The organism is Microbulbifer variabilis (assembly GCF_020524905.1).
Classification (GTDB): Bacteria; Pseudomonadota; Gammaproteobacteria; order Pseudomonadales; family Cellvibrionaceae; genus Microbulbifer; species Microbulbifer variabilis_A.
Genome location: NZ_JAIVKI010000025.1, coordinates 1 through 25,565, shown reverse-complemented (window position 1 = coordinate 25,565; position 25,565 = coordinate 1). Strand labels below are relative to the sequence as shown.

Annotated in this window: 24 protein-coding genes and 1 pseudogene; 11 read left to right on the top strand and 14 right to left on the bottom strand. The window is 47.9% G+C overall.

Translation table 11 applies throughout. The features are described 5' to 3' along the window. Positions 1-91 precede the first annotated feature (91 nt). Positions 92-919 (top strand): DUF5694 domain-containing protein, encoded by an 828-nt coding sequence (locus LC073_RS19875; RefSeq protein ID WP_226649136.1) that lies wholly within the window; start codon positions 92-94, stop codon positions 917-919. Positions 920-975: 56 nt separating this feature from the next. Here LC073_RS19875 and LC073_RS19870 read toward each other — a convergent pair whose 3' ends face one another. Then, a complete protein-coding gene (locus tag LC073_RS19870; protein WP_226649134.1) occupies positions 976-1,935 on the bottom strand; it encodes a DUF5996 family protein in 960 nt (319 codons plus the stop codon). Positions 1,936-2,385: 450 nt separating this feature from the next. Here LC073_RS19870 and LC073_RS19865 point away from each other — a divergent pair, with 450 nt between their 5' ends. Both LC073_RS19865 and LC073_RS19860 read left to right on the top strand, forming a co-directional pair. Then, positions 2,386-2,982 (top strand): lipase family alpha/beta hydrolase, encoded by a 597-nt coding sequence (locus LC073_RS19865; RefSeq protein WP_226649132.1) that lies wholly within the window; start codon positions 2,386-2,388, stop codon positions 2,980-2,982. Positions 2,983-3,066: 84 nt separating this feature from the next. Further along, positions 3,067-3,522 (top strand): phosphate-starvation-inducible PsiE family protein, encoded by a 456-nt coding sequence (locus LC073_RS19860; RefSeq protein WP_226649130.1) that lies wholly within the window; start codon positions 3,067-3,069, stop codon positions 3,520-3,522. 64 nt (positions 3,523-3,586) lie between these two features. Here the strand turns inward: LC073_RS19860 and LC073_RS19855 are convergent, their stop codons facing one another. The 6 genes from LC073_RS19855 to LC073_RS19830 form a co-directional block, all read right to left on the bottom strand. Further along, a complete protein-coding gene (locus tag LC073_RS19855; RefSeq protein WP_226649128.1) occupies positions 3,587-4,348 on the bottom strand; it encodes a TerC family protein in 762 nt (253 codons plus the stop codon). A 166-nt stretch (positions 4,349-4,514) separates the two neighbouring features. Next, positions 4,515-4,901: an STAS/SEC14 domain-containing protein gene (locus tag LC073_RS19850; protein WP_226649126.1), complete on the bottom strand. Its 387-nt coding sequence runs from the start codon at positions 4,899-4,901 to the stop codon at positions 4,515-4,517. Positions 4,902-5,076: 175 nt separating this feature from the next. Beyond that, a complete protein-coding gene (locus LC073_RS19845) occupies positions 5,077-5,391 on the bottom strand; it encodes a DUF2007 domain-containing protein (protein WP_226649124.1) in 315 nt (104 codons plus the stop codon). 69 nt (positions 5,392-5,460) lie between these two features. Continuing rightward, entirely contained in the window at positions 5,461-5,859 is a 399-nt protein-coding gene (locus LC073_RS19840; protein WP_226649123.1) for a hypothetical protein, read from the bottom strand. Between the two features lie 231 nt (positions 5,860-6,090). Continuing rightward, the gene (locus LC073_RS19835) at positions 6,091-7,599 is read right to left on the bottom strand and encodes an aldehyde dehydrogenase (RefSeq protein ID WP_226649121.1); all 1,509 of its coding nucleotides are present in this window, start codon (positions 7,597-7,599) and stop codon (positions 6,091-6,093) included. Positions 7,600-7,737: 138 nt separating this feature from the next. Beyond that, entirely contained in the window at positions 7,738-8,400 is a 663-nt protein-coding gene (locus LC073_RS19830; RefSeq protein WP_226649119.1) for a fumarylacetoacetate hydrolase family protein, read from the bottom strand. Between the two features lie 152 nt (positions 8,401-8,552). Here LC073_RS19830 and serA point away from each other — a divergent pair, with 152 nt between their 5' ends. From serA to LC073_RS19805, 5 genes are all read left to right on the top strand, one after another. Then, a complete protein-coding gene (gene serA, locus LC073_RS19825) occupies positions 8,553-9,800 on the top strand; it encodes a phosphoglycerate dehydrogenase (protein ID WP_226649117.1) in 1,248 nt (415 codons plus the stop codon). 207 nt (positions 9,801-10,007) lie between these two features. Further along, positions 10,008-10,916: an EamA family transporter RarD gene (gene rarD / locus LC073_RS19820; RefSeq protein WP_226649116.1), complete on the top strand. Its 909-nt coding sequence runs from the start codon at positions 10,008-10,010 to the stop codon at positions 10,914-10,916. A gap of 67 nt (positions 10,917-10,983) precedes the next feature. Further along, a complete protein-coding gene (locus LC073_RS19815) occupies positions 10,984-11,343 on the top strand; it encodes a hypothetical protein (protein WP_226649114.1) in 360 nt (119 codons plus the stop codon). 15 nt (positions 11,344-11,358) lie between these two features. Further along, the gene (locus LC073_RS22040) at positions 11,359-11,589 is read left to right on the top strand and encodes a histidine kinase (protein WP_226649112.1); all 231 of its coding nucleotides are present in this window, start codon (positions 11,359-11,361) and stop codon (positions 11,587-11,589) included. 145 nt (positions 11,590-11,734) lie between these two features. Beyond that, complete coding sequence (locus LC073_RS19805) at positions 11,735-12,964, top strand: MBL fold metallo-hydrolase (RefSeq protein WP_226649110.1); 1,230 nt, start codon at positions 11,735-11,737, stop codon at positions 12,962-12,964. Between the two features lie 93 nt (positions 12,965-13,057). Here the strand turns inward: LC073_RS19805 and LC073_RS19800 are convergent, their stop codons facing one another. The 5 genes from LC073_RS19800 to LC073_RS19780 form a co-directional block, all read right to left on the bottom strand. Continuing rightward, positions 13,058-13,438 (bottom strand): VOC family protein, encoded by a 381-nt coding sequence (locus LC073_RS19800; RefSeq protein WP_226649109.1) that lies wholly within the window; start codon positions 13,436-13,438, stop codon positions 13,058-13,060. A gap of 866 nt (positions 13,439-14,304) precedes the next feature. Further along, a complete protein-coding gene (locus LC073_RS19795; RefSeq protein ID WP_226649107.1) occupies positions 14,305-14,826 on the bottom strand; it encodes a DUF4166 domain-containing protein in 522 nt (173 codons plus the stop codon). Positions 14,827-14,947: 121 nt separating this feature from the next. Beyond that, complete coding sequence (locus tag LC073_RS19790) at positions 14,948-15,928, bottom strand: alpha/beta hydrolase (RefSeq protein WP_226649106.1); 981 nt, start codon at positions 15,926-15,928, stop codon at positions 14,948-14,950. 119 nt (positions 15,929-16,047) lie between these two features. After that, complete coding sequence (gene fba, locus LC073_RS19785; protein WP_226649104.1) at positions 16,048-17,112, bottom strand: class II fructose-bisphosphate aldolase; 1,065 nt, start codon at positions 17,110-17,112, stop codon at positions 16,048-16,050. Positions 17,113-17,199: 87 nt separating this feature from the next. Then, a complete protein-coding gene (locus LC073_RS19780) occupies positions 17,200-18,363 on the bottom strand; it encodes a phosphoglycerate kinase (RefSeq protein ID WP_226649102.1) in 1,164 nt (387 codons plus the stop codon). 470 nt (positions 18,364-18,833) lie between these two features. Between LC073_RS19780 and LC073_RS19775 the strand changes: the two genes are divergently transcribed. From LC073_RS19775 to LC073_RS19765, 3 genes are all read left to right on the top strand, one after another. Continuing rightward, positions 18,834-19,232 carry a globin gene (locus LC073_RS19775; RefSeq protein ID WP_152455484.1) on the top strand — a complete coding sequence of 133 codons (399 nt, stop codon included), beginning with the start codon at positions 18,834-18,836 and terminating at the stop codon, positions 19,230-19,232. 335 nt (positions 19,233-19,567) lie between these two features. Beyond that, the gene (locus tag LC073_RS19770) at positions 19,568-22,387 is read left to right on the top strand and encodes a M16 family metallopeptidase (RefSeq protein WP_226649100.1); all 2,820 of its coding nucleotides are present in this window, start codon (positions 19,568-19,570) and stop codon (positions 22,385-22,387) included. Positions 22,388-22,705: 318 nt separating this feature from the next. Continuing rightward, positions 22,706-24,208 carry a S8 family serine peptidase gene (locus LC073_RS19765; RefSeq protein ID WP_226649098.1) on the top strand — a complete coding sequence of 501 codons (1,503 nt, stop codon included), beginning with the start codon at positions 22,706-22,708 and terminating at the stop codon, positions 24,206-24,208. A gap of 66 nt (positions 24,209-24,274) precedes the next feature. Here the strand turns inward: LC073_RS19765 and LC073_RS22035 are convergent. Beyond that, a pseudogene (locus tag LC073_RS22035) lies at positions 24,275-24,992 on the bottom strand (IS3 family transposase); the annotation flags it as partial. 288 nt (positions 24,993-25,280) lie between these two features. Further along, entirely contained in the window at positions 25,281-25,433 is a 153-nt protein-coding gene (locus LC073_RS22030) for a transposase (protein ID WP_413231464.1), read from the bottom strand. Positions 25,434-25,565: the final 132 nt, after the last annotated feature.

The window sequence follows — 25,565 nt, the reverse complement described above, 5'->3', positions numbered from 1 at the left end:
ATTCTAATTAATATGCTATCCAACATAAGGCTAGCTTCATCTAACAATAGCTCTATAACTATTTCCACAGAAGTACTGAAAGGAGTCAATTTTGAAAAAAACTATAAAAATCTTTTCCATCCTACTTACCACTACAATTTGCCACACCATCTGGGCTCAAGAAACAGCAGAGGGAACTATAGTCACCAAAGAGCCTGCAAAAGTTATGATGTTTGGTATATTTCACTTCAAGAATCCTGGCTTAGACCTTATAAAATCTGATCAAATAAACGTACTTACCAATGAAAGTCAGAGTTATCTCGAAAAACTAGCAAATAAACTTGGCAAACAAAAACCAACCCATGTATTAGCCGAGTGTGATCCAAAAGAGCAAGATAATATCAACAAGAATTATAAAAACTATATTGATGGACTCCATGAACTTAACAGTAATGAGACAGAGCAGATTGGATTTCGTGTAGCCAAAACTGCAGGACTTACCGGTATCATTTGTTATGATGACATTCAAATTCATAATAGGCAGTGGACTACGAGAGCATATATGGAAGATGCCGATCCTGAGAGATATAAAGAATATTCAGAATTTTTAAAAGAATTCAAAAGAAGAACCGATGAAGAACATAAATCCCTCTCTTTGAGAGAGCTTCTAAAGCTTACTAATAATATTGAGCATGACAAGCAAAACATGAACCTATCTATTAGGAACAATGACGTAAAAGCAGAAAATATCTATTTAGGAGCTGAGGGTAATGCAAGTTGGTGGCACAGAAATTTCCGCATGTATGCGAATATACAGAGGGTTGCTCAACCTGGAACCAGGGTTATTATTATCGGGGGACAGGGCCATACTGCCATTATGAAAATTTTATTGGCTTCAGATCTACAACGCAAAGCTTGGGATATTAACGTCTATCTTTAGTATTTTCACACAATAAAATTTATCCTAACTTGACACCAATAGTCTGCTATAGCTTTTCAGCCTGGAAATCCAGGCTGAAAAGTAGTGAAATTTTTTTCTAGAGCACTCCGATCCCACTCTCCAGTGTTCGCAGCGGCTTCGTAGGTACTCTGCAGAAAAGTCATTAATGTTTCATCTGGAGAAGTAGATCTCCTAACCTCATCATAGGGAAGGATAAACTCAGCCAATTCTTTTGAATAAAAAGCCGCATCCGGTTTAACCTGCTTATCTGCAAATTTCTCAGATGCAGGATAAGTGTAAGAATAAAATGCTGCATCCTCAAAACCACCTCCGCCCGGCCAAAATCCGGCACTGCTGACTTCATGAGAGTATGCCTCTTGTGCAACCCAGTCAGGGAAATTTGGTACTCCTCCGGGATGCAGGGGTGCCTCTCGACCGGAGAATCGTGTCACCGCCAGGTCAAAGCTCCCCCAAAAAAAATGTACAGGGCTACACTTTCCTATAAATCGTGCACGGAATTCTTTGAATACTCTATCTATTTGGAGTAATGCTTGCCAGAATCGCGTGGTAAATTTTGAGTCATATTGGCAGTGCGCCATATCCACTTCAAAGGGAGTCCCATTGGCAATTTCACTTGGTATCGTATAAATATCAACAGAGAGGCCTAGATCTTTCATTGCACTAATGACTTTCATATAAAAATCTGCAACACACATTGGCCTTAATGGTATCTTCTGTTTTCCACCGTCGCTAACCAGTATTAATAATTGATGATCAAGAAGATCAAATTCAACTGAAAAAGCTCTTCCTCCATAAGGAATAAGAGAGGTATTCAACCCTCTTGCGGTAACATAAAATGGCACATGCCAGGAATGATTGGTCCAGGGTGACTGAACCATGCGAATCTTACCAATGACCTGTGTCCACAGATGTAATGTAGCTGCCGTATCTGACCAATCTTGAAAGTGAAGCTCTGGCCAATCTGTATTTGTTGAACGATTTAAAGACGCCTTCATGCTCTATTCCAATTATTCATGTAATAAGCTCCTAAGGTCACATTGTCTTCTATATGAACAGCTATAACACCTAGTTAGCCTTTAAAAGCTGAACCAACAAATTCTTTAAGTTTGATCATTTTATTTAGCAGAATTCCTAACAAACCCCTAAGAAAGGCCAATAAACTCACATGGTTAAGAGTATAAAAGTGTCACAAATTATCGGGTCCCAAAAATGGCAATCCATGCGACCAAGGAAATATTGACTTAAAAATACAGATTAGACATATAAAAGAACTTACCAAACATTCAGGGTATTCATCTTTATATCTAGAATAAAGTCATAGATCTCCATGAAATCCACGTCTTCACGCAGTTGAGTTGCGAACTACACTCTTTAACTAAGAGATTAAGCAATCAACTCGTTTTTCCGACATTCCCAACTCAAAATAACCTACTACGCGTCAAACAATGCGCCAGAAAAGCCACACAGTCCTATTAATTCCCGGAATTTTTGATCGTGGCAATGCTCTCTTAAGAATGCAACGCGCCCTCGCTGAAACCGGCTTTGACGCCCATTATATTCACCTGCACTACAACTCGGGCTGGCATGGCATGGAACATCTCTCGGCCCAGTTAATGGCAAAAATGGAAAAGATCCTCAAGGAAGAGGAGACCTGTACGTTGGTGGGATTTAGTATGGGGGGAATTGTCGCTCGCTATTATTTACAGGCCATGAGCGGTATTAGCAGAGTACATAAATTTATTTCTATTGCCACCCCGCACCATGGCAGCTATTGGGCAAATTTTCTGCCATACAAGGGTGGTAAACAACTGCGTATCGGCAGTGACTTCCTGAATTCTCTGAACAAGTCAATGCATCTGTTGGAAGAGACCGATCCCGTCTCGATTTGGACTAAATACGATATCACTATAATGCCACATAGTAGCGCCCAGTTGGGAATAGGTATTTCTTATGAGGTTCCAGTAATTTTGCACCGACTGATGCCAATGAGCGGCAAGGTTATTTCATTAATGAAAAATGAAGTTATAGCCGGAATGAAATAAATATATGCAGGTCATTAATGACGCTGAAGACTAGGCATTTAAAATCAACTACAAAATTCATGGCATTGTCATAGGGAGTTAATTATGACTAATCCGGAACAGGAACCAAACCAACCGGAAAGTGCTGTACACAATTATTACCGTAAATTTGAAAGTTTTATTGCCCTTATCCTCACCTTTATCATTATTATAATCGTTATAGTTGCTATTAGTCGTTTAGCTTATTCAGTATACTCCATGCTATTGGTGGGCATGAAGGATCCTCTTGAACACAAGATTTTCCAGACTATTTTTGGTGAGATTATTACCTTATTAATTGCACTGGAATTCAGCCATACCTTGCAATACGTGGTAACCAGACAACAGAGCATTATTCAAACTACGGTCGTGGTGTTAATTGCCATACTAGCGCTTGCCCGTAAATTTATAATCCTGGACCTGGATAAAGTCAGTGCTGGAGAACTGTTAGGACTTGCGGCTGCAACTCTAGCTCTAGGGCTGACCTACCTGATTCTGAAGATCAAGAGAAGTAACTATTAGATTTTTCCAAAAAAATTGGGCGAAGCGATGCTTCACCGCTCACCCAATTAATTGTTACTATCGCTCAATCACCATTTTCCCGCAATGTATGGTGTAACTTTACCGGTGGCGTCTTGCGTTCTCTCTTGCTACGCAGGCGCAGATTAAGCATTTCCACCGCCATTGAGAATGCCATGGCAAAATAGATGTAGCCTTTGGGAACATGCACATCGAAGCCTTCCACTATCAGGGTGAGACCCACCATGATCAGAAATGCCAATGCAAGGATTTTAACTGTAGGATGGCGATCGACGAAGTCACCTATCGGCTTAGCGGCGACTAGCATTACCATCACTGCCAAGACAATTGCGACCGCCATAATGGAGATTTCATCGACCAGTCCCACAGCGGTAATCACTGAGTCGAGTGAGAATACAATATCGAGAATGGCAATTTGTAGAAGAACCATACCAAAGCCGGCTGTTCCCAAAGTTGCGGCATCCGTCTCGGAACCTTCCAAGCTGTTGTGAATCTCATGGGTGGCTTTACCAATCAGAAATAAACCGCCTCCGACCAAAATAATGTCGCGCCCAGATATTTCTATAGAGAAAACGCTAAATAGTGGTTCCACCAATCCCATAATCCAGACGATAGAAAACAACAATGCCAGACGCGTTACCATGGCAAGAATCAGACCTATATAACGTGCTGGCTCTCTCTGTTTGGGTGGCAAACGCCCGACGAGGATTGAAATGAAAATAATATTATCAATGCCCAGCACTATTTCCAACGCCGCCAACGTGGCCAAAGCAATCCAGGCCTCCGGGTTGACTACCCACTCGAACATAAACAATTCCTTTCTATTGGTTATTCTTATTAACCTCACCAAATCAAAATAAGGCTAATAACGTAAAGCCCAAAATAGGCATAATTAAAAAATTAAATGATTTGAACTTTCTATTACTGGGAAAACCTAAAAGGTTATCTCTAAAAGTCGGCCATCAATAGCCTCTCTATGCCTCCTCACGCAACCAAGCCATGGCACTGTCTTCGGAATCAAACACTTTGTACTCACCACCGATAAACCAGCTCCCCACCTTGCTGGCGATTTTCATCCAGCGCTTATCGGAGATAACAGCAACTCGATTGAAATCGCGTCCGTGAGATAACCCCAACTTTAAGTCATCCCAGGCGGCGCGAGGTTCCCAACCTTCCAACTCACTGGCATCCATCAAACAATCTATTTTTGGGTTTTCTACTCCGGCAAGGGCAGAGTTGAGCATGGGGACCATGGTTTGGTAATCCTCATGAGTCAACTTTCCTCGGGCCCGCAGTGTCAAAAAAAAATGATTCCCATTCTGCTCCAATCCGATAGAAACACCGTGAGGTAGATCGCTCATAGGTCATCCTGAAAATGAAATTAGTGTTGGATTTTACTGTGTAAAGTATGAACAAGCTTACATAATGAAGAACAAAAGAACTGGTAAATTTCTTCCGGTTAAACTTACGCTACTTATTTTAACGCGCAATAACAGCTTATGTATTTATAATTTTCTAATAAAATTAGCATAGAAGTTAATCTTCGCCGACAGCTGGCCTTGTCTTACCGCATTGCCAACAATAATCGAATGCCGCCCCATTATCTTCACCACAATCAAAGCAGGACCATCCAATCTGTTCAGCCTCGGCATCCTGTAACAACTGGCACGCGTGTTCGTAATCTCGATCGCGCTCAAGCCACAGCTCCAGCCAAACTTGGCTGGGCGCCAGCTCCCCAGATGCCCCCTGAGCAAATTCATTCTTTAATTTGACCGCTATACCAGCAACCTCCAGACGACTTTTTGCCAGTTCTACCAAGAGGCGGTTTTCATGGGTATAAATCATTTTCATAGCGTTAGAGGTCCTCTTCCAGAACCCCAAGGTTAACCACAACCAGTGGATCGGCCAAATAGATATTTTCTACTGCTCTGTCGAAGTCGTGCAATCGACATGCTGGCAATATTCATCATGGGGAACCGTGATAATTTCCAGAATATTTCCCACAGAGTTATGCCCAGCCCGGCTATTGATAAGTACACGTCCGGAACGACTGGCGATATATTCAAGCACAGCCCTACCCCTGGTGCTTTTATACAGAGCCAAAAGCTGTCCCTTTTCCACTACATCGCCGTGGCTGACAAATACTTCCATCCAATTTCCAATCAGGCTGTGCGCTGGTGTATTGCGTACGGCTTGAGCGTAGATTCGTTCCACACTGACCAACCCCGCAATCTCTCCAAACCTGGGGGCCTCCGCTGCCCGTAGAGTTGTTATTCCGCTTACAGCCAGGATAACGATAAACAGGCAAATTTTTCTCAAGCCTAATCTCCTCATGCTGAATTATTTCGCGACCTCAAACCCAAAAAGCGAACCATGTCGTCGAAGGCTTTTGTTTAGGGCGATAACTTAGGTATAGCTGACTAGAAAATTCACGCCAGATAGAGCAGCCAGGTGACAGTCAAAAAGGGAAATAGGAAAAAGAAATAAGAGAGAGTGCGAGAAAAAAGGGCCACTATTTGTGGCCCTTTTGCGAATCTATGCTATAGGGGGCTAGCTCAGATCAATCCAGGTAGATTTTAATTCACAATACTTATCCAAAGCGTGCAGGGACTTGTCGCGCCCATTCCCTGACTGCTTAAAGCCGCCGAAGGGCACGGTAATATCTCCGCCAAAGTAATTGTTTACCCACACGGAACCCGCATAGATATCACGGGCCATACGATGGGCACGGCCCAGGTTATTGGTCCATATACCTGCCGCTAGGCCATAGATAGAGTCATTGGCGATAGCGAGCGCCTCCTCTTCGGTTTCGAACTCAATAACCGACAATACTGGACCGAAGATCTCCTCTCTGGCGATCGTCATATCACCAGTCACATTGCGGAAAACCGTGGGCTCGTAATAGTAACCACCGGCTACTTCATCTACCGGCTTGCCGCCACACACCAGCTGCGCACCCTGCTCGAGACCCTTGGCTACATAGAACTCAACGGTATCGAATTGGCTGCGATCGATCAGTGCACCCATTGCAGTATTCGGGTCTTGCGGATGGCCAGGCTTAAAGCGTTCGGCGGCCTTGCTTACCTTTTGAATAAACTCGTCAGCAATGCTCTTTTCCACCAACAGGCGCGAACCGGCGGTGCAAGTCTCTCCCTGGTTGTAGAAAATTGCCAATGCCGCGGCATCGGCTGCTTTATCCAGGTTCGCATCGGCAAAAACGATATTTGGACTCTTTCCACCCAGCTCTAAGAAAGTGCGCTTTAGGTTCGACTGGCCAGAGTATTCGGTGAGGGTCTTGCCCACTTCGGTGGAACCGGTGAAGGTGAGACAGTCGATGTCCATGTGCAGCCCCAATGCCTTACCCAAGCTGCTGCCGGGCCCCGGCAGTACATTGAGGACGCCATCGGGCAGGCCCGCTTCCTTGGCTAGGCCGGCCAATTTAATTGCTGTCAGCGGGGTATTGGAGGCTGGCTTAAGAATAACGCTGTTGCCGGTGGCCAGAGCCGGGCCCAGCTTCCAGGCGGTGGTGGACAGTGGGAAGTTCCAGGGGACAATCGCCGCGACTACTCCCAGAGGCATACGCGTGACCAGTCCTAACTCACCAGGGCCCGTGGGCGCCACCTCATCGTAGATTTTATCGATGGCCTCGCCGCTCCAGCGAATAGTGGTGGCCGCACCGGGGACATCTACGGCCATGGTGTCACCGATGGGTTTGCCTGCATCCAGACTCTCTAGCAGGGCAATTTCGACCAGGTGCTCTTCAATCAAATCGGCGAAGCGCACCAGAATTTTCTTGCGCTGCATCGGCGGCATTTTTGACCAAACACCGGACTCAAAGGTCTCCCGCGCCACACGCACGGCCAAGTCGGCATCCTGTGGACCACAACTGCTGATTTGTGCCAGTTCCTCGCCATTGGCGGGGTTATAGGTCGCGCGGGTTTCCCCCGATAAGGCATCCACATACTCGCCATGGATAAAGGCGCGACCTTCGATCTTGAGAGAGGCCGCCAGGGCCTGCCATTCCTGCAGGTTTTGCGGGATGTTATTTTTTTCTGTCATGGCACACCTCGTCTGAGACTGTTAGTTTTTCCAGGTTATATCGAAAATGTGATCACAAATCAAAGAGAATGATGGCTCAGTCGGCTTTCATACGTACTAAGCAAGTCGGCCGGATACGGTTAAGGGCCGCCCATGGAATTACACGACCGTCGTCTCCACCTGCAACCAATCATCCTGAAGCTGCATCATCAACTTGTCACCGTGTTGCAACTCACCGACACCCGCAGGCGTACCAGTCAGTACCACATCGCCAGGTTCCAGAGTGAAGAAGCTGCTGATATAAGCCACCAGATCTAGAATTGGAGTGAGCATATGCTCAGTTTTGCCGCGCTGACGCAGCTCGCCGTTAAGCCACAGAGAGTAACTGAGCTTGTCCCAGTCCGGCAGCCAGTCCAGTTTGACAAAAGGAGAGAGTGGGCAGGAGTTATCGAAGCCCTTGGCCTTTTCCCAGGGGTGCCCGGCCTGCTTTAGCTTCGCTTGTAGATCGCGCAGGGTCAGGTCTAGTGAGAGGCCCAATCCAGCGATGGCGGAGGATATTTCTGTGGCATTAGCATTGCACAGTTTTTCACCAATTAGCAGTGCCAATTCACCCTCAAAGTGACAGCTGCCCCGCCCTGTGGGCAAGTGAATAGGCTCGGCCATCTCTACCGCCGCAGTGGCAGGCTTAATAAACAGCAAAGGTTCTTCCGGTACCGGGTTATTCAGTTCCGCGGCGTGGTCGGCATAGTTGCGCCCCACACAGACAATCTTGCCCAGCTTGAAAGGAACTTCACTGCCGCAAGTATATTGGTGTTGGTACATAAATAAATAAGATACTTAGGATAGGAATTTCGAATAAAGCGATGTAATCAGCATGTGCTATGATCGCGCCTTCGCCAGACTTCGGCACATCTATTAGAAGTGGCAAAGCACTTTTTACACCGCGTTATCCGCACTCAGTGAAGAGATAGTTTATGGCTCCGCACAATTCCGATCAAAAAAAGTCCCTGCAAAAAGACAAGATTCGCATTCTGCTGCTGGAAGGTGTACACCAGTCGGCGATCGACCTGCTGGCCTCGCGAGGCTACACCAATGTGGAGTACTTGAAAACTTCACTGCCTGAAGACCAATTGATCGAGAAGATCGCGGATGCCCACTTTATCGGTATTCGTTCTCGCACCCAGCTGACCCGCAAGGTATTGGAAAATGCCACCAAACTGATTGCCGTTGGATGCTTCTGTATTGGCACCAACCAAGTGGATCTGCAAGCGGCCACCGAGCTCGGTATCTCTGTATTTAACGCGCCCTATTCCAACACACGCAGCGTGGCAGAACTGATCATCGCCGAGACCATTTTTATGCTGCGCGGCATTCCCGAAAAGAATGCGGTGTGTCACCGTGGTGGCTGGCTCAAGTCCGCTGCCGGCTCCTTCGAAGCCCGCGGCAAGACCCTGGGTATTATCGGCTACGGCGCCATTGGTTCGCAGGTTTCGGTCATGGCGGAAGCCATCGGTATGCGGGTGAAATTTTACGATGTCATCACCAAGCTACCACTGGGTAATGCCAGCCAGGTGGGCTCCCTGGAAGAGTTACTGCGCGAGTCCGATGTGGTTTCCCTGCATGTACCCGAGCTGCCCTCTACCAAGATGATGATAGGAAAAGAGCAGATAGCGCAGATGAAACCCGGGGCGATTCTCCTGAATGCCTCCCGCGGCACCGTAGTGGATATTGAGGCTTTGGCAGAGGCCCTCAACAGCAAGCACCTGGCAGGCGCCGCTATCGATGTGTTCCCCGTAGAGCCCCGCGGCAATGACGACGAGTTTGTCTCACCACTACGCGGTATCGACAACGCCCTGCTTACCCCCCATGTGGGAGGCTCCACCATGGAGGCGCAGGAGAATATCGGCACCGAGGTAGCGGAAAAGCTGGCGCACTACTCTGATAACGGCACCACCACCAGCTCTGTGAACTTCCCTGAGGTGGCACTGCCAGGACACGCAGGTACCCACCGCCTGCTACATATCCACAAGAACGTTCCTGGCGTACTGAGCGCGATTAACCAGGTATTCTCAGAAAATGCCATCAATATCTCCGCCCAGTACCTGCAGACTAACGAGACAGTGGGTTATGTTGTGATTGATGTGGATGCGGCCTACTCAGACCTGGCCCTGGAGAAACTGAAGAATATTCCCGGCACCCTGCGCTGCCGCGTATTGTTCTAATTTGTTTAAGCCCCTCAGGACGGGTGTGCAATCCCTCTGCCACCCGTCTTTCAACGCCTTCGGCTGGTCGATAAAAGGATTGATCCACCCTGGCGCTCACTTCTACAATAGCAACTCCTATTCTATCTTTGTTGGCTCAGTGCCACACGCAACCCCTCGCGTGCCCTGGTCCAAGCCGACACCGCATTTTTCATAGCAGGTGTTCCCTTGCGTACTAACGATACCGCCACTACCGGTTTGCTTGCCGGCGTTGCCGCCTTCCTGATTTGGGGGCTGGCTCCGCTCTACTTCAACCAACTGCAGGGCATCCCCGCAGCGGAAATCCTCGCTCACCGCAGTATCTGGTCGCTGGCTCTGGCACTGCTGATTATGTTGCTGTTAGGCAAGCTGCCCACTCTCAAGGCCACACTGCGCGATGGTAAAAAAGTGCGCACCCTCGCCCTCACTACCACACTGATCGGTGGTAACTGGCTGGTCTTTATCTGGGCTATCAACAACGGCCACCTGCTGGAGAGCAGCCTCGGTTACTACATCAACCCACTGCTCAACATTGTCCTCGGAGTAATGTTCCTGGGCGAGAAGCTGCGCCGGCTGCAATGGCTAGCAGTAGCGCTTGCTGCCCTGGGAATTGTTCACGAGCTTTGGCAATTCGGCCGTGTGCCGGTCATCGCCCTGTTCCTGGCTGGGTCTTTCGCCCTCTATGGGCTTGCGCGTAAACGTGCGCCGGTGGAAAGCCTTACCGGCCTCGCCGTGGAAACCCTGTTTATGATGCCAGCGGCTCTGATCTACCTGTTCTACAGCACAAGTCCCACAAGCAATCTGCTTCACAACAACTGGGAGTTGAACAGCCTTCTGCTTTTAGCCGGCCCTATTACCCTGGTGCCACTGTTGTTATTCACCATCGCCGCACGGAGGCTCAATTTATCTACCCTCGGCTTCCTGCAATATATCGGACCCTCGCTGATGCTTGTTGTTGCCACTCAAGCACTCGGGGAGCCATTCAGCGAAGGCAAACTCACCACCTTTATGTTTGTATGGCTGGGCCTGGCACTCTATTCCATTGATGCGCTGGCACAGAGGCGCAAGCTGCACTTGCAGGGTAAGGCGGCGCTCTAGTAAAGAATCTTTCAAAAGCTTCTCCCAGTTCATTTGTGTGAAAATGGCGGCAAGCGTTAAGGAAAATATGCCGCCATGCGCTGGAGTTGAAACCTCATATCAATATCCTGTCGTTACCGAGCGGGCGACAACTACTCACAACCTCAATCGCCACCCTTATCTGATTCAATTGCTGGGTAATCCGGGTAGTGGGCTTCGCCCTATCCCTCCCCTGACACTAATTGTTCTTTATATGACAGTGACTGAGAAAGAGGGGATATCCATTTGGCAAGACCATGATGAACACCTGAGATTTCTTGCCATCATGCTTACCGGTATACTGTTAGCTCCTTGGATCGCTATGTCCGAGTTATTGCGCCAACGCGACGAAGCAGTACAAGAACAAGCCAAGCAATTTGAACGTGAACGAGAAGTATTGGAACGGTAGTCTCTAGATACCCGTTTGCGACTACTGCAATCCCAGGTAATACCGCACTTTTTATTTAACACCCTTGCCAATTTGCGTGAACTTATAGAGTTCTCATCCCCACAGGCGCCAGCATTTCTGGATAGTTTAATTACCTACTTGCGGGCATCTATTCCAAAACTGGATTCTAGCCACAACGCGATTGGTCAAGAACTTTCTTTAGTGCAGGCTTATCTGGCTCTGATGCAAATACGTTTGCCCGACTAGCTGCTGCTTTCTTTTAATGTTGATTATCCAGTAAAGCCCCTTCTCTCCCCGCCCATGACAAAGAAAGAAATAGCGACAAAAATACAAAAAAACCGAATGGAAGTTTTATAGATCCAAGCATACGCTTGGGTTACCTCGGAAACCAATGATTGGCAAGAAAATGCTAAAAGCTTTCGCCAAACTACTCTTAACCTCTCTTTCCCTTTCAATCACTACCACTCCGCTGATGGCAAAACAGCCAGAGTCCCTGCGTCACTATCCACCCTATGTAGAAGACGATGGCAAAATGCACATCTACTTCTGTGGCACCGGAACCCCGGACCCAGCCTATCAATGGCTACGTCATCCAGCCTGCGTGGCAATACGCAGTAGCGGAAAATTATTCCTTGTGGATGCGGGCGAGGGCGCGACAGCTCGTATCGGTCAACTCGGCCTTAACTTGGCGCAAGTGGATCCAATATTTATTACCCACTGGCACTCTGATCATTTTGGCGGCTTGGCAATGGTGATTAATGAGTCCTGGTTTGTGGGCGCCAATAAGCCGATTAACGTGTATGGGCCCTATGGCATTCACAATATCATGGAAGGAATCAAGCAGAGTTTTGGACCAGATATTCTATTCAGGGCGGCCAATAGACAGGGAATACTCGACCCCGTTTTGGCTGTCGCCACTCCTCACTTGGTAAATATCGCCGGGGATCAATCTGAAGTTATCCAGGAGGTTTGGCAGCATGGAAATACAACGGTATCTGTCTTTGCCGTACATCATGAACCGGTTTTCCCAGCCTTTGGCTATGAGATACGTTTTGGTTCCTGCAAAGTTATTATCACCGGAGATACCCATGTATTCGATGAACTGGAGAATATTGAGCGCGGTGCCGATTTATTAATTTCAGAGGCTCTCAGTTATTCGCAATATATCAGTAAACTCAAACAAACCGGAAATAACCGCAGGGCGATCCTGCGCTATGAAAAAGCCGATCAAATTATACATTATCACTCCAACACACTGGATATTGCCAAGATGGCAACCAAAGCAGGAGTAAAATCTGTTACCTTGACGCACCTTATCCCTCCTCCAGTTACCGAAGCCGATAAAAAAGGATTTGTTGCTGGTATGAGCAAATACTATTCAGGTCCCATTCGAGTGATGGACGACCTTGATGAAATAGTACTCTCCGATAGTGGACGCGGCCAATGCAAAGTTGAATACCCAACCGATCCTAACCCCACAGCTACACCAAAGAAAAAAAATATAGATAAAAATAATAAATTAAATGAAGCTAACAACCCAAAGGAAAAGGATCAAAGGGCAAAGAGGACAGATGAGAAAAAGACAGAAAAGAAAACCGTTGAGAAGAGTAATCCAGAATAAGAACGGCGCTTTTAAAATCGCCTATCACTCAAGACTGCCTAACTCTACAAAATTATGCTCGATAGGCAGTCATTAATTATTTACATTTTGATATCAACCAACGCGATGAAGGGCACAAATTTTATTGCCATCGGGATCACGCAAATAAGCGATATACAATTTACCAGCAACCCCCTCACGAATTCCCGGCGGATCTTCACAGGCAACCCCACCACTGGCAAGACCTGCTTGGTGCCAGGCATCCGCCTCTTCAGTACTCGTCGCACTAAAGCCAATAGTACCCCCATTGGCGTGGGTTGCTGGCTTGCCATCTATGGGCTTTGAGATCGCAAAGACGCCAGATTTAGTAAAGTAAAAACAGCGGCCTTTATCATCAACAACACCAGGCTCATAACCTAAAGCCCCTAAAACGGCATCATAAAACGCTTTGGACCGCTGCATATCATTAGTGCCAACCATAATATGACTAAACATTACACTCTCCAATTTTGTCAGTTTCTTGGCGACAATCCGGCCAAGTACATAGTCACAGCTTTAATTGCCTTCTGCAACAACATTCTCTAGTAGTTACCTCAACCAAAGAACCTAATCTTACCAAGACAAAAAAATATATTATCATCTTATATCGCCATTCATGACCACCTTCCTGCACTTTATCACCCTCCCTACAGAGTGACTTATCTCATTTATATAGATTTCACAATCAATGAATTGTTGAGAAAAGGTGATAACGTTCGAGACCTAGCTCTTATCGCCCACTGATTGTTTGTAGGTGGAAGATAGTAATTTTTGCAGCAATATAATTCCCATCAGGGGTTCATCCGCGCTTTCCAGAAGGTCATCATTGGAGCAGGCGAATCTATCTGGCATCCGAGATATTAATGGAAACCACAGAATTAAATCTATGCCCAAGTTAAAAACTGCCCGCAGGTATTCTTCCCTTGGCAATTTCTTTTATTACCGTATTTTCCACATTGACCCCATGCAGTGCCACTTTAGGAGTTTGTCCAAAATAAACGCAGGATCCAAAAACTCTAACAGGGCCTTTTACACCCTTTCTAACTATTGCTATGCTCCTAATCCATTTGGCTCTACTAGCATTTAACTTTCTGAAAAATGTAGGCAGTAATCGATATAGCAATAATGTAATATTAGAAAACCTCTGGTTGATGACCACAATTACTATCACAGACTCGTTTGCGGCAACATTGGATATGTGGCTACCTAGACTAGGTTTTATTGGAATAGAAGCACAGCAAATTAACTGAAACCAGAGCCTTATGTGCATATATCAAGTGCATATTTAGTCCTGACTATCAAATGATTTTTTGATCAAAAAATCATGAGCCAACAATACTCATTGCTCCCCCATAAGAGAGAACCTTACCAATGGCGATCATACTCACCTTTACCTCGAATTGATAAGTGCCATCAACTTCATATTCTCTGGCGTAGATTTTTGGGCTCAATATGCCAGGCAAGGGAATACCAAAAATCTTAGTTTTCACAAAATGATAAGTAAGTGAGCCATCAACTTCTACCGGGGTGAAATACATTCTCAATGGCCCCATTTGCTCAAACAACAGGTTTCCTTTTGAGAAAAAGTAAGAATTTAATTTGAGCCCATCAAAATTGCGCATCCATAGGATATTATTGGCAGAGTGATGACACTCCACACGAAGAGAGCATTTCTTATTCTGCTTGGGAAAGCTAAACAGACTACATATTATCTGTGCAAGTAAAGCGCCCCTTTCGACAGTTACCTCCCCTTCAATCACTTTCCTACCACTGTGCACTTCTCTGATAACGGGTGAAAGCCTTTGGTAGGAGGCTCCCATCTTCCTTGAAATAATATTGGTCATTATTACTACTAACTCAATAAAACCATCCTGGAAACAATAAAAACGTTTGATTTTTATTGTATGAGAATATCGGCGGTAAAAAGTATCGCGTATCTAAGGGAAAATAAGAGACTCTAACGTCCTACTTATTTAACCAGTCATCCATAGCCGCCAATATCTGATGCCTATAGGGCTGGGTTTCATTGATCATTTGGTGGCGGGCACCGCGAATCAACACCCGATGACAATGCGGAAAACGGTCGCGGATTGCGCGCATATCATAGCGCCAATCGACAGTGGCATCACCGGTACCCTGCACAACCAAGATTTTTCGGGAGTTACGGGCAGTTTTAGGGAAGGTCTTGATCCAATCTACCATGGCGCCGAGCCAGCACATGGAGATTACCCTGGATTGCAGGGGGTCACGCAGGGCCTGGCGCCGGGAAAACTCGGCATCGTGGGTATTGATTGTGAACTTGCGGCTAGGTTCATTAATAAACAAACGGCCCAGATAGTACTTCCATTTCACTATATACCAGTTGGCCGGTCGCACCAGAGGAGCCAATAAAAAAACCTTATCCAGCGGTTGCCTGCGACTGAACTGCAAATGAGCCAGTAATGCCGCCCCACCAGTGCTCTGCCCCAGGGCGTGCCAGGGTTTAGGCAGCTTGTCTTCAGCGATGGATAAAAGGCGGTCAAACACTTGGCGATATTGCAGGAAAGTCTGAATAGCAACTCGCTCGCCACTGGAGAGACCATGGCCAGGAAAATCGAAAATCACCACATTGAGATTGCGCTCGAGACCGAAGCGAATTGCGGGACCATAAATACCAGTATGATCGAAATAACCATGACAGATAAACAGCGTACCGCGAGGCTTTTCTACCAGCCAGTACTGGGAAACCAACTCAAAGCCCGCCGCTGTGAAAGTGCCAACGCCGGTTTTATAAGAGAGAGGAAAATGTAAATCGTAAAAATTTCGATAATCCTGCATTTCAGTCAACAGCGGCGCCATGTCATTGGCGAAGTCGAGCTGCGGCAACTTTTGCCGTAAAGCCGAATAGTCCGGGCGTTGAGTTACCGGGCTGCTTTCGTAAACGCTGATGTCTTGCAAGGTTTCCATTGAACCAATGGTACTGCATTTTTGCCAGGGAGGAAGAGGCTGGGTGAGTGAACAGTGACTTATATATTAAAAAGGCGGGCACAATGCCCGCCTTTCTTACCCACAAAAGAAGTAAGCGCTTACTTAATTTGTGGCTCCAACTCACCGGCTGCGTAGCGCTGGCTCATAGCATCGAGGCTAAGTGGGCGAATCTTGCTGGCTTGACCGGCGGTGCCAAAGGCTTCGTAACGCGCAACACAGATTTCCTTCATCGCCTGTAAAGCGGCTTGGTAGAATTTGCGCGGATCGAACTCAGACGGGTTCTCCGCCAAGAAACGGCGGGTGGCGCCGGTGGAGGCGAGACGCAAGTCAGTATCAATATTGACTTTGCGCACGCCGTGCTTGATGCCCTCGCAAATTTGCTCAACCGGCACACCGTAAGTTTCAGGGATTTCACCACCAAACTTATTGATAACCGCCAGCCACTCCTGAGGCACGGAAGAAGAGCCATGCATTACCAGGTGGGTTCCTGGAATACGCGCATGGATTTCCTTGATGCGATCAATTGCGAGGATGTCGCCAGTGGGTGGACGGGTAAACTTGTAGGCACCGTGGCTGGTACCACAGGCGATTGCCAGGGCATCTACCTTGGTTTTTTGTACGAAGTCTGCAGCTTCTTCCGGGTCGGTCAGCAGCTGATCGTGGGACAGCTTGCCCTCTGCACCAACACCGTCCTCTTCACCGGCCATACCGGTCTCCAGGGAGCCCAGGCAGCCCAGCTCACCCTCAACGGAAACACCACAGGCGTGGGCCATATCCACCGCACGCTGGGTAACATCCACGTTATATTCGTAGGAAGCCGGGGTTTTACCGTCCTCACGCAGGGAGCCGTCCATCATCACAGAGCTGAAACCCAGCTGAATGGAGCGCTGGCACACTGCCGGGCTAGTGCCGTGATCCTGGTGCATTACCACTGGAATCTCCGGGAATTCCTCGATAGCGGCCAGGATCAGATGGCGCAGGAAGGGCGCACCTGCATACTTACGCGCACCGGCGGATGCCTGAACGATTACTGGAGAGTCGGTTTCCTTGGCCGCCTCCATAATCGCGCGCATCTGCTCCAGGTTATTTACGTTAAAGGCCGGTACGCCGTAACCATGCTCGGCGGCATGGTCCAGCAATTGGCGCAGGCTGATAAGAGCCATAATAAATTCCTTTCTCGTCTACTCGTCGTATTTGTAATTTTTTGCTTTTATCGCACTCCGCTCTCAGTGGAGTGCATTATTGTGTGCTCAGTCTTCGGCGCGGGATTCGAGGATCGCCACCGCGGGCAGCTTCTTACCTTCCACATATTCCAGGAAGGCGCCGCCGCCAGTGGAAATATAGGATACCTTATCGGCAATACCGTATTTATCCACAGCCGCGAGGGTGTCACCACCACCGGCAATAGAGAAAGCATCACTATTGGCAATAGCCTTGGAAAGATGCTCGGTGCCAGCACCAAACTGATCGAATTCGAATACCCCCACAGGGCCATTCCAAATAATGGTCTTGGCGCCTTTTAGAATCTCAGCCAGTTTTGCAGAAGACTCTGGACCAATATCAAAAATCATATCGTCTTCAGACACAGCATCGGCGGCTTTAGTTTCCGCTGCGGCTGTCTCGCTGAATTCCTTACCGGTGACGACGTCGACGGGTACAGGAATATCGCATTTCTGCATCAGACTCTTGGCGGTATCCACTAGGTCGTGCTCACACAGAGACTTGCCCACCGGTTTACCGCTCGCGGCGAGGAAAGTATTGGCGATACCACCACCCACAATCAGCTGATCCACTTTATCCGCCAAGCTCTCCAGCACGGTGAGTTTGGTAGAGACTTTAGAACCACCCACAATCGCTACTAGTGGACGGGCAGGTTCTGCCAGGGCTTTCTCCAAGGCGTCCAGTTCTGCTGCCAGTAGAGGACCAGCACAGGCAAGAGGGGCAAACTTGGCCACACCGTGCGTGGAAGCCTGGGCTCGGTGTGCGGTGCCAAAGGCATCCATTACGAATATGTCGCACAGTGCCGCATAGGCCTTAGCCAGCTCTTCGCTATCTTTTTTCTCGCCGACATTGAAGCGCACGTTCTCCAGTAACGCGACCTCTCCATCCGCTAGCTCGACGCCATTGCGCCACTCCTTGATCAGGGCCACTTCACGACCGAGCAGTTCGCCCAGATGCGCAGCTACCGGAGCCAGGGAGAATTCCTCTGCATACTCACCCTCAGTAGGGCGGCCCAGATGGGACATCAGCAGTACTTTGGCTCCAGCATCAATGGCGGCCTGGATAGTGGGGAGCGCCGCGCGAATACGGGCATCAGAAGTTACCCGGCCATCTTTTACCGGTACATTCAGGTCCTCGCGAATTAGTAGGCGCTTACCCGCAAGCTCCAGATCTGACATCAATTTGACCGCCATTCACCAATCCTCTTCTACTTCGATTAACTGAAAATGTGGGCGCGGAGTATATCAACTGCGCCGCACCACTGCCGACAGGAAAACAAGGAAAAACATGGCAGTTTCACTAATAAGACCTGAAAAGGCAGGGATTCCCTGAGAGACCGTTTGTCCAAAGCGTTGCCAGACACCAAACGCCAAACCAGAAGCCCCACCCATATAAGCCAGTTACACGATGCGCCTCGACGTTGTTTGGAGGGAAGCTTGTACCAAGTACTCAATAAATAGATATGGCTACAGGAGCAGGCTCTCTCCCTGCTGCCAATATGCAGCCCGAACGCTCCCATTCCACTCTGTAACCTATTGATACGAAAGTTCTTTTCGCTCAATAGCTGCGCCGCTAGAATTCACGCCCCCTTCAAAAGCACGACTAAACAGAACCCGGCGTATGCCTCAGTAGCGGCGGGTGCACATAAGGAAATTTTTTACCTATGGAACAATCCGACAGCGATATGGTTTTTCAAAGTTACGGGCGCTGCTGTAACAATGAGGAATTCTTTAAGGATTTTTATGATCGCTTTATGGGCAGCTCTGCAGATATTCGTAACCTGTTTGCCAATACGGATATGAAGGCTCAGCGCCACCTACTGCGCAACGGCATCATGCAGCTGGTGCTATACGCCCGCGGCATGTCCGATACCAAGCTACGCGCCCTGGGTAAAAGCCACGACCGAACTGGATACAATATTCGTCCCGAATGGTACCGCCTCTGGCTGGATGCACTTATAGCCACCCTGCGCCAGCATGACAGTGAGTTTTCTCCAGAAATTGAAGCCGCCTGGAACCGTGCCATCACGCCGGGAATCGATATAATTCGCCAAGCCTACTAAGCCGCCAGGCTATAGAGAGAACTATCTGAAGAGGGAGCCACCTGCGTGTAAACCAACGTGTTTGCCAGACGCTCCCTCGCCCTCTATAAAACCCAGCATTTCCGCTAGAGTATTTGAGAACCTTTAAAGGCTTACAATAGATCTATCGCCTGAGCCTTTAATTGTGTCGCACAGGTAGCCTTGCCATAAACTAGCCACCCTAAGAAAGCGACCGTTAATTAATTATTTCAAAATGATTTAACCATCAGCAGCCCTAGCTAGCGATAGAGCCTTTATTACCAGTTACTCGAAAGCTTTTTAAACACGAGTATTAAATAATTCAACAAGGAAATCTTATGAAAATTGTACGAAAGTACAGCATCCCACTGGCACTAGCATTGGCCATATCCGCTTGTGGAAAAGCGCCATCAAGTGATAATCGCGAAACGAACTCTCCTGATCCCACCTTAGCTTCCACAATAAGTACCACAGCCCCACTTTCCATCAATTACGAAAAATTTACCCTGCCGAATGGTCTGCGCGTAATCGTGCATGAAGACCGCAAAGCTCCCATTGTTTCTGTGGGCGTCTGGTATCACGTTGGCTCCAAGGATGAAAAGCCTGGGCGCACAGGTTTTGCCCATTTATTTGAGCACTTGATGTTCAATGGTTCAGAAAATTACAACGACGAATACTTCAAACCTTTTGAGCAGGCCGGTGCCACGGGAATGAATGGCACCACTTGGCTGGACCGTACCAATTATTTCGAAACTGTACCGACTAACGCCTTGGATATGGCCCTTTGGATGGAATCGGACCGTATGGGCCACCTGCTGGGGGTTATCACCCAGGAAAAACTCGATGAGCAACGCGGGGTGGTTCAGAACGAGAAACGCCAAGGGCAAAACCAACCCTATGGAAAGGTCTGGGAGCGCATGCAAAAGGCGATTTATCCAGCAAACCACCCCTACTCCTGGACCACCATTGGCTCGATGGCAGACCTCAATGCGGCAACTCTTGAGGACGTGCATAAATGGTTCAAACAATACTATGGTGCGGCCAATACCGTGTTAGTTTTGGCTGGCGATATCGATGTGGAAACGGCCAAGGCTAAAGCGAACCATTACTTTGGCGATATCCCCGCTGGACCGCCGTTAATCAAGAAAAAAGCCTGGATTGCCAAGCGGGAGCAATCCAGCCGCGAGCAAATGTTTGATCGTGTAGCCCAACCCCGTCTTTATAAAGTCTGGAATACACCCAATCTCACCCATGAAGACGCCAATGCTATTGCCCTGACCGCAGCGGTACTCGGTGACGGCAAGAATTCACGTCTGTATAAACGCCTGGTTTATAAAGATCAAATCGCCACCAACATCAGTGTTGGCCTGCATGAATTCGAACTCTCTTCCATCTTCCCTATTACCGCAGACGCTAAGCCCGGAGTGGCACTTACTGAGGTCGAGGCCGCCATTGAAGAGGAGTTAGAGAAGTTCCTCAGCGAGGGTCCAACTCACGAGGAACTGGCCAGGGTTAATATGAGCGATTATGCCTCAATGGTGCGTAACCTCGAGCAAGTCGGTGGCTGGGGCGGTAAAGGAGTACTCCTTGCGCGCGGAGAGCTCTATCAGAGCAACCCCAATGCCTACCTGGATGCACTGAGTGAAAAACAAAAAATCACCACTCAACAGGTTCGCCATGCCGCACAGAAATGGCTATCCAACGGCGATTACAATCTTGAAGTTCTGCCCTTTCCCGAATATGACGTGGCTAAAAGTGGGGCTGATCGTAGCAAGCTCCCCGAAACAGGTAATTTCCCCAGTGTGCCCTTCCCCAAGCTACAAATTGCCGAACTTTCCAACGGCCTTAAAGTAATCCTGGCTGAACGAAACTCAGTGCCTGTTGTGGATATGCGCCTGCAGTTTGATGCCGGCTATGCCGCAGATCAAGGCAACAAATTGGGCACCTCCAGTTATGCCATGTCCATGCTTAAAGAAGGCACCGGCAAGCTGGACGCCCTGCAAATAAGCGCGAGAGAGGAAATGCTGGGTGCACATATCAGCGCAGGGGCTGACATCGACACTTCTACTGTGCGCCTCAACGCATTGAAAACCAATCTAGATGATTCCGTAGCATTATTCGCCGATATTGTTATGCACCCAGCATTTTCAAAAGAGGAAATTGAGCGCAAACGAGCGCGCTGGATTGCAGCTATTCAACAAGAAAAGACCCGTCCTGTACAAATGGCACTGCGCAGCTTGCCGCCATTACTTTATGGAGAAGGCCATGCCTACAGCGTACCATTTACTGGCTCCGGTACAGAGGCATCAATAGAGTCACTAAATCGCGATGACTTGGTGAACTACCACAAAACCTGGCTTCGCCCAGACAATGCCACCCTTATTGCTGTTGGTGATATCAATCTGGAAGCACTTACACAAAAACTGGAACAACACTTTGGCGACTGGAGCGCACCAGAAAGCCCGCTGCCCCAGAAAAACCTCGCTCAGGTGGCACATCCCCAAAAAGCCAGTTTGTACCTGATCGATAAGCCAGACGCAGAGCAAAGCATTATCATTGGCGGCTTACTGGCACCGTCTGAGAAGATAGCCGAGCGCGATGCGATGCATATGATGAACGATATTTTTGGAGGGACATTCACCGCGCGCTTGAATATGAACCTGCGCGAAGATAAGCACTGGGCCTACGGTGCCTATTCCTTTTTGACCGGAGCAAAAGGCCAACAACCACTAATGGTTTATGCTCCAGTGCAAACGGATAAAACCAAAGAGTCCCTGATGGAATTACAGACTGAACTACGCAGTTACATAAGTAGCAAACCCGCACGGGAAGAAGAGTTGCAAAAGGTCAAAGACAAAAAGGTCAATGAATTGCCTGGCAACTTTGAAACCATTAACGCTGTCTCCAGCGCAGTTTCGAATATGATTATTTACGACCGCCCACTGGATTATATGGATAGCTATACAGACAAAATCCGGGAAGTAAATCTATCAACCATACATAAATTGTCCCAAGACACCATTAGACCAGATCAATTTACCTGGGTGATAGTTGGTGACAAAAAGAAAATTGAGAGCGGTCTTCGAGAGCTTAATATTGGCAAAATTATAGAGCTCGACACCAATGGCAAACCGATCGAAAAGATAACCCTCAATTAACTCACACTTAAAGTAGTTAGGCACGGTAATGTGCCTAACTACTAATTTCTGCCCCAGCAAGCTGAAAATTAAATACTTAAGTAGTATTTTTATTTTTAAATCCGCCGTAAATAAACGTTTACAAAAGAAAACTTCTCAATAAAAAAAGCGCCAACTTTAAACAACTTAAAAAAAGTGTATTTTTTTATATAAAAAGGCCGTTTTTTATTTCTCAAAAACCAAAAGGTTGTTATTTTTCATGTCGGGGAGGGCGGGATTTACTTCTCGCAAGGATTTCTTCTCCCCAAAAATAAAACAATATCTGTTAAGGAGTAACTCATGAAAAAGGCCCTTTCGATATTTGCCAGCGGTGCCCTGGCTTTTAGCTTCGCAATATCAGCCAATGCCGAAGACAAGCGCTATATCGTCACATTCAAGGAAGGCAAGGGGGAGGCCGTCAGGTCTCTGGTACAACAAAATGGAGGGCAAAAAGCCCTTGAAATTCGCAACCACAACGCCATGGCCGCACATCTTCCGGCAAAGGCGCTGATGGCACTGCGCAGGAATCCAAACGTTGCCTTTATTGAAGAGGACCTGAAGCGTTATCCCCTGTCCCAGGAAATGCCCTATGGTATTCCTATGGTACAGGCAGACCAACTCAGCGACCTGCAGGCTGGCAATCGCACCGTATGTATCATTGACTCCGGATACGACCTGGGACACGAAGACCTGTCAGGTAATGCGGTTACCGGTAGTAGCGACCCAGATGGTGCCGGCAACTGGTATGAAGACCAAAATAGCCACGGCACCCATGTAGCTGGCACTATCGCTGCCATGAACAACGACACCGGTGTTGTAGGAGTAATGCCAAACAGCACTATCAATTTGCACATCGTCAAAGTCTTTGGTGCAGATGGTTGGGCCTACTCTTCATCTTTGATTGCCGCTGCTGAAGAGTGCGCAGCCAATGGCGCAAACGTAATTAATATGAGCCTTGGTGGCGACAGGGCAAGCTTCTTTGAGAGACGCGGTTTTGATAACCTCAATAAGCGTGGCATTCTCTCTGTTGCCGCCGCAGGTAATGATGGCAATACCCGTCATAGCTACCCAGCTTCTTACAATTCCGTTGTCTCCGTAGCAGCGATCGATAGCGATAAAAACATCGCTGGTTTTTCCCAGCAAACCAACCAGGTTGAGCTCGCTGGCCCTGGAGTGCAGGTACTTTCCTCTATTCCCACTGGCAGCGGCCAGGCAGCCACTTTGGAAGTAGCCGGTGCTGAAGTTGAAGCCGCAGCTATGACAGGGACTCCCATTGGGGTGATCAGCGGAGTTTTAGAGAATTGTGGCACCGCCGAATCTGCCTGTGTAAGTGCGGCGGGCAAAATCTGCCTAATTCAACGCGGCAATATCAGCTTTGCTGAAAAAGTGCTGAATTGCGAAGCCGGGGGCGGTATTGGGGCAATTATTTACAACAACGTGCCCGGGCTGCTATTCGGTACCCACGGTGGTGTGGAAACCCATATCCCTTCTGTAGGCATCTCCGATATCGATGGCAATACCCTGCAGACTCAGCTGGGAGCAAACGCCACTATAGAAACCGAAGCAACGAATTACGCTTACTTTAATGGTACCTCCATGGCGACTCCCCATGTTGCCGGCGTAGCCGCCCTGGTTTGGAGCCACTATCCAAACTGCAGTAATACCGAGATCCGCGCTGCACTTCAGGCTACTGCAGAAGATCTGGGTGATGCTGGCCGAGATAATGCTTATGGCTATGGTTTGGTTCAGGCCAAAGCCGCCTTCGATTACCTGGCAGCCAACGGTTGCACTGGCTCCATGTAATTCTTAGCAGGCCTTTAACACTTAGGGGGAGGGAATTACTCTCCCTAAGCCCATAAGAAACTAGCATTAAGAAACTAGTTGTTCTTCAAACACCTCAGGGCTGAGATAGCCATTAGCGCTGTGAAGTCGGAATCGATTGTAGTCTATCTCTATATATTCAAATACTGTTTCTCGCATTGAACACCTTGTGGAAAAGCGGTTTCCATGAATCGCCTCCACTTTAAGTGAGTGTAAAACGTTTCTGCACAGCGATATCGTAGCAATTACCCTTGGCGCTCATACTGCACTGCAGATCATATGCTTTAATTAAAGATTGATAATCTCTGGAGCAGTATTGGCTTCCCCTGTCAGTATGCAAGATAACATTCCTGGGTTTTTTACGTCGCAATAGAGCCATTTGTAGGACATCACAGACTAATGAAGCCGCCATCCTTTCGGACATGGCCCAACCAATAACCAGTCGGCTATAGAGGTCGATCACTACAGCCAAATATAACCAGCCCTCTTCTGTCCATAGGTAGGTGATATCCCCGACCCATTTCTGATTCCGTGCGAAGTTCTGCTTGAGCAGATTAGGGGCCAGTGGCAGGCTATGTTTCGAATAGGTCGTGGCTTTGTACTTCTTGGCTGCTTTGGCTTGTAATCCCTGCCGACGCATACTGGCAGCAATCGTTTTTTGATTATATTTGTTACCGTCACTGGACAGCTCTTTTATCAGACGTGGTGCACCACTACGTTCTTTACTGGCTATAAATTGCTCTTGTATCAAGCTATCAAGCTGCTTCCAGTATTGCTGCTTGGAATTGGTGGTCGCTCTTGATACCTAAGCGTAAAGCCACTAAGTGTACGCTCTACACCCTGGCCATAGCCTTGTACTGAAGTATTGCCTGTGCCATTGCATAAAGGCGCACCTCATTTCAGATCCTTTGAAAAGTACGTTGCGGCCTTTTTATTAATCCGGAAATTAAATTTTACACTCGCATTTCCTGGCAGACTTGTTCTTGCCAGATATATGAGCACTCTATGCCGCAATAAATAATTGCCGGGTTAATAAGATACCGAGTTCCTCAGCCTACTCAGCTAACTGTCGTTTCAGGCGAGCATTCTCTGTGGTCAGCTCTCTCTCGGCATCTCCTTGGCTCTGATACAACTTAACTTTACTTCGCCATCCGTAAATTTGGGAAGGATGCAGCCCAAGCTGTTTAGCAGCAACGCTTACGCCCACCCTGGCTGCCAGTGCTAGTGGACCATGCGGTTAATTAGGTGACACATTTTTGGCTCGCTGCACTGAAGCCAGTATCGTGTCGGCGCTCTTTGTCCATTTAAATGGTTTGGCAAGATCGCGGTTATGAACACG